The 12,346-nt window shown below is 59.5% G+C and carries 12 protein-coding genes; 5 read left to right on the forward strand and 7 right to left on the reverse strand.

Going from position 1 to position 12,346, the window contains the following annotated elements; genetic code table 11:
* Positions 1-167: 167 nt before the first annotated feature.
* Complete coding sequence (locus BW974_RS04160; RefSeq protein ID WP_076428246.1) at positions 168-1,778, forward strand: long-chain-fatty-acid--CoA ligase; 1,611 nt, start codon at positions 168-170, stop codon at positions 1,776-1,778.
* 86 nt (positions 1,779-1,864) lie between these two features.
* On the opposite strand, the gene BW974_RS04165 is transcribed toward BW974_RS04160, so the two are convergent.
* From BW974_RS04165 to BW974_RS04195, 7 genes are all read right to left on the reverse strand, one after another.
* Positions 1,865-2,263, reverse strand: a complete 399-nt coding sequence (locus tag BW974_RS04165; RefSeq protein WP_076428248.1) for a universal stress protein — start codon at positions 2,261-2,263, stop codon at positions 1,865-1,867.
* Positions 2,264-2,287: 24 nt separating this feature from the next.
* The gene (locus BW974_RS04170; protein WP_076428250.1) at positions 2,288-2,554 is read right to left on the reverse strand and encodes a DUF7520 family protein; all 267 of its coding nucleotides are present in this window, start codon (positions 2,552-2,554) and stop codon (positions 2,288-2,290) included.
* Between the two features lie 258 nt (positions 2,555-2,812).
* Positions 2,813-4,543: a cytochrome c oxidase subunit I gene (ctaD, locus tag BW974_RS04175; protein ID WP_076428252.1), complete on the reverse strand. Its 1,731-nt coding sequence runs from the start codon at positions 4,541-4,543 to the stop codon at positions 2,813-2,815.
* An 86-nt stretch (positions 4,544-4,629) separates the two neighbouring features.
* Entirely contained in the window at positions 4,630-4,839 is a 210-nt protein-coding gene (locus tag BW974_RS04180) for a DUF6684 family protein (protein ID WP_076428255.1), read from the reverse strand.
* 91 nt (positions 4,840-4,930) lie between these two features.
* Entirely contained in the window at positions 4,931-5,314 is a 384-nt protein-coding gene (locus tag BW974_RS04185; protein ID WP_076428257.1) for a DUF7541 family protein, read from the reverse strand.
* Positions 5,315-5,846: 532 nt separating this feature from the next.
* Positions 5,847-7,148, reverse strand: coding sequence for an MFS transporter (locus tag BW974_RS04190; RefSeq protein ID WP_076428260.1), 1,302 nt, complete (start codon positions 7,146-7,148; stop codon positions 5,847-5,849).
* Positions 7,149-7,267: 119 nt separating this feature from the next.
* On the reverse strand, positions 7,268-7,651 hold the full coding sequence (locus BW974_RS04195; RefSeq protein ID WP_076428262.1) for a hypothetical protein: 384 nt from the start codon (positions 7,649-7,651) through the stop codon (positions 7,268-7,270).
* 325 nt (positions 7,652-7,976) lie between these two features.
* On the opposite strand from BW974_RS04195, the gene BW974_RS04200 reads away from it, so the two are divergent.
* From BW974_RS04200 to dnaJ, 4 genes are all read left to right on the forward strand, one after another.
* Positions 7,977-8,324, forward strand: a complete 348-nt coding sequence (locus BW974_RS04200) for a DUF7344 domain-containing protein (RefSeq protein WP_076428265.1) — start codon at positions 7,977-7,979, stop codon at positions 8,322-8,324.
* A gap of 52 nt (positions 8,325-8,376) precedes the next feature.
* Positions 8,377-9,048 (forward strand): nucleotide exchange factor GrpE, encoded by a 672-nt coding sequence (gene grpE, locus BW974_RS04205; RefSeq protein ID WP_076428268.1) that lies wholly within the window; start codon positions 8,377-8,379, stop codon positions 9,046-9,048.
* Positions 9,049-9,227: 179 nt separating this feature from the next.
* Positions 9,228-11,144, forward strand: coding sequence for a molecular chaperone DnaK (dnaK, locus tag BW974_RS04210; RefSeq protein ID WP_076428270.1), 1,917 nt, complete (start codon positions 9,228-9,230; stop codon positions 11,142-11,144).
* 42 nt (positions 11,145-11,186) lie between these two features.
* On the forward strand, positions 11,187-12,338 hold the full coding sequence (dnaJ, locus tag BW974_RS04215; RefSeq protein ID WP_076428272.1) for a molecular chaperone DnaJ: 1,152 nt from the start codon (positions 11,187-11,189) through the stop codon (positions 12,336-12,338).
* Positions 12,339-12,346: the final 8 nt, after the last annotated feature.

Below are 12,346 nucleotides of genomic sequence, written 5' to 3' on the forward strand. Positions count from 1 at the left end.
TGCTACGAGTGACTAATTGAGTGAGGGCGTGATTTGTCGTCGGAAGTTGCAACCGGTGTCTCGTCACAAGCAGTTACAACCAGTTGTATCACAAAACCACTCCACTGCTACTTGCAAATGTTCCCGTAGCCCGAACCTATATCATGAACAGTGATGCAAAATTCAGTATGAAGCGGGAACTACTCGTAACGGATTTCCTCGACAGAGCGCGGAATCACTACGGCGACGAGGAAGCAGTCGTGGCAACCGCAGGTGAACGCTACACCTACAGCGAATTTGGCGAGCGCGCCGACCGGGTTTCGGCGGCGCTCGCGGAGCGCGGCATCGAAAAGGGTGACAGGGTGGCCGTCCTCGACCCGAACACGCACTATCACCTCGAATCGGCCTACGGAATCATGCAGTTGGGCGCGATTCACACGCCGCTCAACTATCGACTCACGCCGGACGATTTCGAGTACATCCTAAACGACGCGGGAGTTGACGCGATAATCGCGGACTACGAATATGCCGGCAAAATCGAAGCTATCCGCGGCGCAGTGCCGACGGAGACGTTCATCAGCAACGACTCGGAGAAAACCGAGGGCGACTGGGAGGATTTCGAGGAAATCGTCGCGGATACGGAACCGGAGTACGAACGTCCGGAGATGGACGAAGACGACGTAATCACCATCAACTACACCTCGGGGACGACGGGCGACCCGAAGGGCGTGATGCGAACCCACCGAACCGAGTCGCTCCACGCCTACCTCATCACGATTCATCAGGAGATTCGTGACGACGACACCTACCTCTGGACGCTCCCGATGTTCCACGTCAATGGGTGGGGCCACATCTACGCGATTACAGGCATGGGTGCGAAACACGTCTGCACGCGCGGTATCGACGCCGGGGAAATCTTCGAGACGGTGGTCGCAGAAGACGTTTCTTACTTCTGCGCCGCGCCGACCGTGTTGAACATGCTCATCGAACACCACGAGAAACACGGCCCGGAAACGGCGGGCACAAAGGATGTCAGGGTCGCCACCGCGGGAAGCGCTCCACCGGAGGCAACCATCAGAACCGTCGAGGACGAGTTCGGATGGTACCTGAAACACGTCTACGGCGCGACGGAAACGGGGCCACTCATCACGACCTCCGACGCCAGACGACTGCTCGGCGATGGCCCGGAGCGATTTTCGTTGAAGAAGCGACAGGGAATCGGCTACCTCGGAACCGAAGTCGCCGTCGTGGACGAGGACGGCGAGGACGTCGCGCGAGATGACGCCTCAATCGGCGAAATCGTCGTCCGCGGCAATCAGGTGATGGAAGGCTACTGGGAGAAGCCCGAAGCGACCGAGGAGGCCTTCAACGACCGCCGAGAGGGCTGGTACCACACGGGCGACCTCGCAGTCGTTGACGAGTACGGGATGGTGTCGATTCAGGACAGAAAAAAGGACATCATCATCAGCGGCGGGGAAAACATCTCCAGCATCGAGTTGGAAGATACGCTGTTCGACCACGATGGCGTGAGCGACGTGGCGGTTATCCCCGCGCCGAGCGACAAATGGGGCGAGACGCCGAAGGCGTTCATCATCCCGGCGACCGGCAACCCCGACGAACCGGGCGTCACGGAGGAAGAAATTCGGGAGTTCACCCGCGAGAAGATGGCTGCCTACAAGGTCGTCAGCAAAGTCGAGTTCGTGAACGAACTGCCAACGACGGCGACCGGAAAAGTACAGAAGTACGAACTCCGCGAACAGGAGTGGGACGACGAGGACAGGATGGTCGGGCAGGGGTAGGCGACCACCCACTTCAGCGGAACGACGGGGTGCCACCCCGTCGTTCCGCTGTATTTTCCGTGAAACTGCAGTGTCGATTTGGCCTTTCACTCCCCGCCGCCACCAGTGACGAGCACCGGCCGGTCTGCGTTCAAGATGACGGATTGAGCGACACTTCCGAACAGAGCTTTTCCGGCGGGCGACCGCCGTCGCCCGCCGACGCAGACGCAGTCCACATCCTGTTCCTCGGCGACGTCGAGGATGACGTCCGCGGGATTGCCGCTCGCCTCGACGACATGGGTTTCGACTCCGGCGTCTTCCAACGCTTCCTGTGCCCGTCGGACACTCGCAATTTGCAGTGCCGACGCGCCGCTCGGATTGTCAGTAAACGAGTGCAGAAGGCTGGCTTTCACTTCCGAATTTGATTCAGGGAGGGAAATAATCGCGTTTGCCTGTGCCACCGCGCGCGACTCGGTTTCGTCCAACGCCAGCAAAACGTGGTACATGGTGGCACGTCGCAGGGGTTTGGCTTAGACCTTCGGGTCGGCGTCGTCGTAGCGTTCCGAAACGAACATCACCAGAAAGAGCAGGATACCCAAAAATAGGCCGATGGTGGTCATACCGAAAATCGCCAGCCCGATGGCTGTCGGTTGAATTTCGATGAGGCCCAGCAGGGAGACAGGGCGCATATCCTCCGGGCCGTACAGGCCGAGCAGGACGCCGACGAATCCGGCGAACGAGACGATGAGGGCGTACAGACCGACGACGAGCCACCGTCCGTGGAATCGAGAGGGCACGAATCAACGTTGCGACAGGGCAAGGATTAGCCTTTTCATCCACTCGTCCCTACTTCGAGTATGTCCGAAAAAGAACTGCTGTTGCTCGTCCTCGGCGGCATCGCCGTACTCATGTTTTCGATGGGAATCATCCTCGCGACGACGTAAACGGAATTACGCTCGGAGAAAGAAAAACAAAGGGAAATCGGTTCCGTCGATTGCTGCTCGTTTCGATTGTGGTTTGTTCGAGAATCGGAACGATTCTCGACTACTGTCGGACTAGTCGTCCGAAGTGTGTGCGCCGTCGCCTTCTCCACCGTCGGTGAGCGCCGTTTCTTGTTTCTTCTCGAACCACGTCCACTCCTTCGTGAGTAGGCCGTCCTCGCCGAGTTTCCACGGGTCAGCGGGGGCGTGTGGCCCTTCGAGCCACGACTGGACGATGTTCCAAACGAAGATGAGCTGACCGACACCCATGATGAACGCACCAACGGTTGCGAGCTGGTGCATGGTGGCGAACTGCGGGAGGAACGTCGCGTATCGTCGTGGCATGCCGCCGTAACCGAGGAACAGCATGGCGAAGAACGTGAGGTTCGTCCCGATCATCGTGAGCCAGAAGTGCATGTGTGCGAGCCGCTTCTGGTACATCCGACCGGTGTAGATTGGGAACCAGTAGTAGATGCCTGCGAAGCCAGCGACGGCGATGGCACCCATCACGATGTAGTGGAAGTGACCCACGACGTAGTAGGTGTCGTGGAGCACGAGGTCGACCGGAATCGCCGCCAGAAAGACCCCGGTGACGCCGCCAATGATGAAGTTGGAGATAAAGCCGACACAGAACAGCATCGGCGTCGTCATGCGAAGCCGACCGTTCCACATCGTGGTAATCCAGTTGAACACCTTCACGGCGCTCGGGATTGCGATCGCCATCGACACCGCCATGAAGCTCGCGCGGAGTCGTGGGTCGATACCCGTGGCGAACATGTGGTGCGCCCAGACACCGAACGAGAGGACACCGATTGCGAGCGTCGAGTAGACGATGAACTTGAACCCGAACAGTTTCCGGCCCGCGAACCGCGGGAGGATGAGGCTGACCAGTCCCATCGGCGGCAGGACGAGGATGTACACCTCGGGGTGGCCGAAGAACCAGAACAGGTGTTGCCACAGGAGCGGGCCGCCACCCTCCGCAGTGAAGAACGTCGTGGCGAAGTTACGGTCGAGCAGGAGCATGATGAGCGCACTCCCGAGAAGCGGGAACGCGAACAGGATGAGTCCCGACTGGGTCAGGATGGTCCACGAGAAGATGTCGAGGTCAGGCCATCCGACATCGTCGCCACGCTCGGTGAAGATGGTGGCGATGAAGTTGATTGCACCCATCGTCGCGCTGACACCGGAGAGGTGCAGGCCGAGGAGCATGAAGTCCATTCCGGGATTCAGCACGTCCGGGTTGGACGACAGGCCGCGCTCCGCGGAAATCGGGGTGTACATCGTCCAGCTCGACTGGGCGGGTTCGACGTTGAACCCGAGCATCGCGAGCGGGAATCCCAGCCAGATGAGAATCGCCGCGGGTGGCAGGAGCCAGAACGCGATGGCGTTGATTCGTGGGAACGCCATGTCGTCCGCGCCGATGAGAAGCGGGATGAAGTAGTTCGAGAACGCCGCGATGATTGGCGTCCCGAACAGGAACAACATCGTGATTCCGTGCGTGGTCAACAACCCGTTGTAGAGGTTCGGGTCGATGAAGTCAGTCGCCGGTGCGGCGAGTTCCGCGCGCATGAGAAGCACCGCAATGCCACCCCACGCGAACGCAATAATACCGTACGTTCCGTACAGTAGGCCGATGTCCTTGTGGTCAACTGTCGTTAACCACCGAATGATTCCGGCAGGTTTCTCCTCGTGGGCCTGCCCGGTCGGTTCTGCATACCCATAGCCCCCTCCGGTAAGAGGCGTGTAAGACCGCCAGTCCTCGATTCGGGCGAGGAACGTGGCGACCGCCAGCAAAAACACTCCCATCACTACGGTGAGAGCTATCTGCCCTGTAGCTGCCATGCGAAAGGGTGAGTACTACGGGGTAAAGAAAGGTTAGGTTACGACTTCGCCTATAGCGCTCGCGCCGTGAGATACGTTAGCAGAGCCAGCCCGATGAACGGGATGACGATAAGGGCCAAACTGATGAGGCCGACGAGAGAACTGCCGCCCCACGGCGCGAAGACGAGGAAAACGACGAAGAAAAACGCCATTATTCCGAGCGGAATCACGTTAACCGTGGTGTCGAGTATCGTTTCCCGGTCGAAGACACGTTCTGCCATAGTACGTAGAGATAACGAAGGGGGCATCAAATAGGTTAATGGTTCGTGGTAGCGAGAAACCGCACCCAAACGGACTCGAAATCGCCTCGATTTACGGCATTTCCGACGCGTTCATACTGGACCCCGTCCAGAGGGCACCGGCAATCGCGCCAACGAGGAGGATGGCACCACCGATGAGGATGGCCGTCCCCCGAAGTCGCACGTCGCCGGTCGTCATCGTCCAGACGACGCCGCCGACGGCGAACGCCAGTCCCGCCGAGACGACGAGTCCTTTCCACGGGCTTTTGATGTACTCCGACTCGCGGAGGATGCCGACACAACTCCCGACGAACATCAGCATGCCGCCGACGGCGACGGGAAAGAGATACTGCGCCATGACGATACCGACCTCGAAAAGCGCCAACCCGAACGCGACGAACAGCGGCCACGGACTGGATTTTCGGTACTGGTCGGAGAGTCCCGGTTGTTCGTCCATAGTCGCGTTTAGGGCTTCAGTGGTTTCATCGTTCCGTCTTCGGCTAGCAGGATTGGTACGAGAGTTTGGTTTTTGATAGCATTTTGCAGTTGCAGATGCGACTGTTTTCCCTACGATTGCTTGTGTCGCTATGCTTGTTGCAAATCACGACTCTACGTCACGTCTACGAGCTGTTGACATTGATTTCAGTGGAGTGAGGACCGCAGAAGTCACGACTCCAAGCCACGCCCTCGCTTGTCACTCGCTCCTTCCAGTCGCTCACTCCTCGCTTCGCCCGTTGCCACCAGGACAGCAGGGCGGGCAGGCCAGCAGCCTGCCCGCCCAACTCGAATTCGTTCAGCTCTTTTTTCAGAAAATCGTCTTGCCGAAACCGGTAGCAAGGTAAACAATCGGTTGAAGGCCGAGGGTGACTGCGCGAGCAGAGGCGTGACCTGCAGTCGTGGCAGTCCGAGGGGTAGCAAATTGACCTCACCCGCATCACTCTGTAAAAGAAGCAAACCGCTACAAACGGTATTTCACCAACTCTTCGTCGCTAATCCCCGCCGACAGCATCGACCTGTTCGGGCACAGGGTCACTGCTGTACAGCCACGCGAACACGAGCGACGACACGACGATGAATCCGGATGCAGTCCAGAAGGCGACGAGGACGCTGGTGGCGTCCCAGATGGCACCCACCAGCACCGGGCCGCCGACCTGCCCGACTTTCCACGCGATAGAGCGCAGGGACAGGCTGGAGGCCACGGCGTCGAACTGCTCGCCCTCGCCGACGAACAGGGCCATACTGGCCGGAAGGCGGAGACTGTCCCCGATTCCGAGGACGGCGTAGGCCGCGAAGAGGACGAAGAAGGCTCCGGGGAGCGCCATCTCCTCGCCGAGCGCGGTGACGGTCGTATCCGGAATGTAGACGTGTGCGAACCCGGCGAGCGGGATGAGTGCCGTGCCGAGCGCGTACACCAGCGCGCCCGCGAGGATGAACCAGTGGGTGTGTGTGATGCGATCCGTCCAGTGGCCGACCTTCCCCTGCGTGATGGCTTTGGTCAGTTTTCCGCCCGCCATGATGCCGCCGACCATGAACGGGTTGATGCCGAACTCTGTGTAGGCGTAGATGGGAAGGAAGGTGATGACCGCCATCTTCCCGACGCTGAACGAGAGGCGGAAGAAGACGAGGGCTTTGATGGCCGACCGTCCGAGGAGCATTTCGATAGTTTCTCTGCCGCTCGAATCCTCGGGGTCTTTTCGCCCGCCGGGGTTGTCCCGGAGGAACAAGAGGACGGAGAAAAACGCGCCGAGAGTGACGAGGGAAAGCGCGATGTAGGTTTCCTGAAAACCGTAGACGTACAGCAGGAGTCCGCCGACGATGTCCCCGATGAGACTCGATATTGCGCCGACCTGATTGTAGGTTCCAATCCACAGGCCTCTCGAACCGTCCTCGCTGATTTCGCCGACGACGGTCATTCCGGTTAGCCAGAGGATGCTCGCGGCAGTTCCTTGGAGCACGCGAACGAGAATGACGTGGGTGACGTTTTCGACGAACATGAAGCCGACGAAGACGACGACGTTGAGCAGGAGTCCGAACAACAGAATTCGCTTCGAGTTTCGCGTGTCGATGTACCGACCCAACGGGAGGACGATGAACAACTGAACGATGGCGAACGCCGTGCCGAACAGTCCCTCCATGGTACTCGTCGTCTGGAACATGTCGGCGTACAGCGCCAGCGCGATGAGGATGGTCGAGTACGCCTGACTCCGCGCGAACGCGGTGCTCGAAATCGCGATGAACTCGCGGTTGGTAAGTAGGCCAAGTGAACTGCTGTCGCTCGTCTCCTCGGACACTGTTACGAACCGAAACAGGTGTGCGAGCTATAAGAAACCCCGTTTTCGGTTATACAATTGCCGAAAGTTGGGTGACAGGTTACGAGCGTTTCGGAAATCGTGACGGTGAAAATACCGGATTAGTCGTCTTCGAGCGCGTCAGCGATGCGCTGAAGCTGTCGGGTTACGTCGCGAACCTCGTCCCGAAGCTGTCGAACCTCACGGGTGAGGTCTTCATTTCCGGCGGATTCACCGCCGCGGCCGCCTGGACCGCCGCCCATTCCACCGGGGCCGCCGCCCATCATGCCGCCCATCATCTGTGCGAACGGGTTTCCGCCCCCGCCGCCGCCCATACCGCCCGGGCCGCCGCCGCCGAGGGCTTCTTTCAGGCGTTCCTCTCGATCTTCTCGGTCTTCGTCGCCTTCTTCGGCACGTTTCTCCCTGATTTCCTCGACGCGCTCTCGGAACGATTTCTCTTCGCCATCGTTTCCGTTGTCGTTTTCGTTGGCTTCCTCGTCTGCCATACCTCTCCGTTCTTTCGCACGCCCGAAAAGGGTTGTGTCCCGTGGTGGCACGAGTAGGGAGGCGATTCTGTTCGGTATCGGAGCGGGAAAGGAAAGAAGAAACGAACGAGCGTGCTCGAACGCGCTCGAATGCTGGCTTATCGGCGCGAAGCCATCGTTACCGACAACCGGCGTTCAATGAAACAGTCACATCCAATTTCGTCGTTCGGAACACTCGGATACGGCACTCGTTGTCCCTTACTCGTCTCGCATTACGAACACTGAACGATGGGAAACGGTTACGGGGGTTAAAATTCGTTTGCGACGACTGTGGAAGGGACTGAGAATGGCTCGGGGGTCCGTCGGCTCAGTGGTGATTAGCTTGTCCAAAGAGCGCAACCGATACATCCTCTATTCGCTCGCCCGCCACGCGGAGAACGCCCCGATGGGAGTGGAAGTGCTCGCCAGAGAAGTTGCCGGATTGGAACACGGAATCGCCCCCGAATCGGTTCCTGACGAAACGTTCGAAGCGGTTCTCGACGACCTCTCGCGGAACAGCCTCCCTACTCTCTCCTATCGCGGGTTGGTCGAGTACGACCCCCTGAGCGGGCTGGTCGGCCGACCGGGATATTCGCTTACGGCCGATACGCTCGTCTCCCTCTTGGCTCGAATCGAACTGGGTTCGTTTCTGTAAAACGCAGTCCGTTTCTGTAACCCTTAAACGCACGCACGGACTTTCAGTATGTATGACCGAGGAGCCTGTCCAGACGACAGACGACGACCACGTCGAAGACGACACTCCGAACGAGAAACCGGCTGACGAAAGCACGACGGGCGAACAGCCGACCGACGAAGACATACTGAGCGCGGAAGAAACAGATCTCGTCGCGGAAATCGCGTCTCACGACGAGAGCCTCGCGGAGGCTGTCGAAGAGCGATTCGTCGCCATCGAGTCGGAACGACAGGAACAGGAAACCGAAATTGACGACCTTCGCACGCGATTGAAACGAAAGCAAGCCGACTTCCAAAACTACAAAAAGCGGGCGAAAAAGCGACAGGAACAACTCGAAAAGCGCGCGACCGAGGATGTCGTCAACCGTCTCATCGACGTGCGCGACAACTTAAAACGCGCCGTCGAGGAAGAACACGAAGATGTCGAAAGTCTCCGCAGTGGCGTCGAACTCACGCTGAAGGAACTCGACCGCGTGTTCGAAGACGAGAACGTCGCGGAAATCGACCCCGAACCGGGCGCGGAGGTTGACCCTCAGCGCCACGAAGTAATGCTTCGGGTCGAAAGCGACCATCCCGAAGATACCATCGCGGACGTGTACCAACCGGGCTACGAGATGGCCGATAAAGTCTTGCAGGCCGCGCAAGTCACTGTGAGTGACGGGAGCGGCGATGGTTCCGGTGAGTAGTAAATTCTAGTGACGAAGGAAATAATACAGAAATAATCTGATTGCGGTCAACATATATACCCCTCTTTTCCGTCTGTCGATTTTTCACAAAAATCGCACGCGGGCGCCCGATTCAATTCGTTTCCCGGTTCGTCCCGTGTAGCAAGGTTTAAAGGAGCGAAAGCGCAAGATAGCGTCAAATGACGAGTAACAAGATTCTCGGTATCGACCTCGGTACCACGAACAGCGCGTTCGCGGTAATGGAAGGTGGCGACCCTGAAATCATCGTCAACGGGGAAGGCGACCGGACGACACCCTCGGTCGTCGCGTTCTCTGACGACGGCGAGCGTCTCGTCGGGAAACCGGCGAAAAATCAGGCCGTCCAGAACCCCGAGAAGACGATTCAGTCCATCAAACGCCACATGGGCGACGAGGACTACAGCGTCGAAATTGAAGGCGAAGAGTACACGCCGGAACAGATTTCCGCGATGATTCTCCAGAAGATCAAACGCGACGCCGAGGAATATCTCGGCGACGACGTGGAGAATGCGGTCATCACGGTTCCCGCGTACTTCAACGACAAACAGCGACAGGCGACGAAGAACGCTGGCGAAATCGCTGGCTTCGACGTAGAGCGCATCGTCAACGAACCGACCGCGGCGTCGATGGCCTACGGACTGGACGACGAGTCCGACCAGACGGTTCTCGTCTACGACCTCGGTGGCGGAACGTTCGACGTTTCCATCCTCGACCTCGGCGGTGGCGTCTACGAAGTGGTCGCCACGAACGGTGACAACGACCTCGGTGGCGACGACTGGGACCACGCCATCATCGACTATCTCGCCGAGGAGTTCGAGTCGGACCACGGTATCGACCTCCGCGACGACCGGCAGGCGCTTCAGCGACTCAAGGACGCCGCTGAAGAGGCGAAAATCGAACTCTCCTCGCGAAAGGAGGCGGACATCAACCTCCCGTTCGTTACGGCGACGGACAACGGGCCTGTTCACTTGGAGAACAGCCTCACCCGCGCGAAGTTCGAATCCCTGACGAGCGACCTCATCGAGCGCACGGTCGAACCGACCGAGCAGGCGCTTTCGGACGCGGGCTACGACAAGAGCGACATCGACGAAGTCATCCTCGTCGGCGGTTCGACCCGCATGCCGCAGGTCACGGAGCAGGTCGAAGAGTTGACCGGACAGGAACCGAAGAAGAACGTCAACCCCGACGAAGCCGTCGCACTCGGCGCGGCGATTCAGGGCGGCGTTCTCTCCGGCGACGTGGACGACATCGTGCTGCTCGACGTGACGCCGCTCTCGCTCGGTATCGAAGTGAAAGGTGGCCTGTTCGAACGACTCATCGACAAGAACACGACCATCCCAACTGAAGAATCGAAAATCTTCACGACCGCCGCGGCTAACCAAACTTCGGTGCAGGTGCGTGTCTTCCAAGGTGAGCGCGAGATGGCCGCCGACAACGAACTGCTCGGCGAGTTCCACCTCGCAGGCATTCCGCCAGCACCCGCCGGAACGCCGCAAATCGAAGTCGCGTTCAACATCGACGAAAACGGAATCGTCAACGTCTCCGCCGAAGACCACGGGTCGGGCAACAGTGAGGAAATCACCATCGAAGGTGGCGCTGGCCTCTCGGACGACGAAGTCGAGCGCATGCAGGAAGAAGCAGAACAGCACGCAGAAGAGGACAAAGAACGGCGTGAACTCATCGAAGCGCGCAACGCCGCCGAAGGCGCGATTCAGCGCGCCGAGACGCTCCTCGAAGAGAACGAGGAGAACATCGACGAGGACCTCGAAGCAGACATCCGAGATGCAATCGAAGACGTCCAAGAGACGCTCGAAGCCGAGGACGTCGAAAAAGACGAACTCGAAGCCGCAACCGAAGACCTGAGCAAGGCGCTTCAGGAAATCGGCAAGCAAATGTACCAGCAACAGGAGCAAGCCCAACAAGCCGGTGCCGCAGGCCCCGGCGGAATGGGCGGCGGCGCTGGCCCGGGCGGCATGGGCGGCGGTCCCGGTGCAGGCGCAGGTGCCGGTGCTGACGACCAGAATGCAGACGAGTACGTGGACGCCGACTTCGAAGACGTGGACGACGACGACGAATAGACGGGCGATTCAAGTATTCCCCAACTTTACTGAGGATAACTGATGAGTGAGGATTTCTACGACGTGCTCGGTGTGAGTCGGGACGCCGACGAGAGCGACATCAAGAGCGCGTATCGAAAGAAGGCCGCGGAGTACCACCCGGACGTGAGCGACGAACCGGACGCGGAAGAGAAGTTCAAGCAGGTCAAGAAGGCAAAGGAGGTGCTTTCTGACGACGAGAAGCGCCAAGCCTACGACCAGATGGGCCACGACCGATTCGAACAGGCCGAAAAGCGTGGCGGGTTCGACGGCAACGGCGCCGGTGCTGGCGGCGGCAACCCGTTCGGCGGCGGTGGCGGAATGGGTGGCATGGGTGACATCTTCGAACAGTTCTTCGGTGGCGGCGGTGGCCGTGGCCGTAATCCGAATCGCCCGCGACAGGGGTCGAACCTGCGAACCGGCGTCGAAATCGACCTCGAAGATGCCTTCGAAGGCGTGAAAAAGCAGGTGTCGGTTCGGCGTCCGGAACGCTGTGGCACGTGCGACGGAAAAGGTCATCCGAAAGGAGCCGACGTGCAGACCTGTCCGGAGTGTCAGGGACAGGGGCAGGTCACACAGGTGCAACAGACGCCGTTCGGTCGCGTTCAACAGTCTCGAACCTGCGGCCGCTGTAGCGGTGAGGGCGAACTGTACGAGGAAACCTGCGGCGACTGCGGCGGCGACGGCGTCGTTCACCGCCGAGCGACACTGAACGTCGATATTCCGGCGGGCATCGCAGACGGACAGACGCTCCAGATGGAGGGCGAAGGTGCGCCGGGCGAAAACGGCGGGCCGAACGGCGACCTGCTCATCGAAATTCGGGTGAACGACCATCCGGACTTCGAACGCGAGGGCGCAGACTTGTTCTATCGGAAACCGCTCTCGTTCCCGCAGGCTGTGTTCGGCGACGAAATCGAGATTACGACGCTCGATGGGTCGGTCGAAATGGACGTTCCGGCGGGCACTCAAAGCGGCGAGACGTTCCGCCTGAGGGGGAAGGGAATGCCCCGGCTCCGGCGTCGCGGAAACGGCGATCTCTACGTGAAGGTGCAGGTCGTGACGCCCGAATCGCTGAACGACGAGCAGAAAGAGGCGTTGGAGGCGTTCGCGGAGGCGGGCGGCGAGAACGTGAGCGTCGAGAAGGGCTTTTTCGAGCGCATCAAAAACAGCTTCTAACCTCCGCT

This window comes from Haladaptatus litoreus (assembly GCF_900156425.1).
Lineage (GTDB): Archaea > Halobacteriota > Halobacteria > Halobacteriales > Haladaptataceae > Haladaptatus > Haladaptatus litoreus.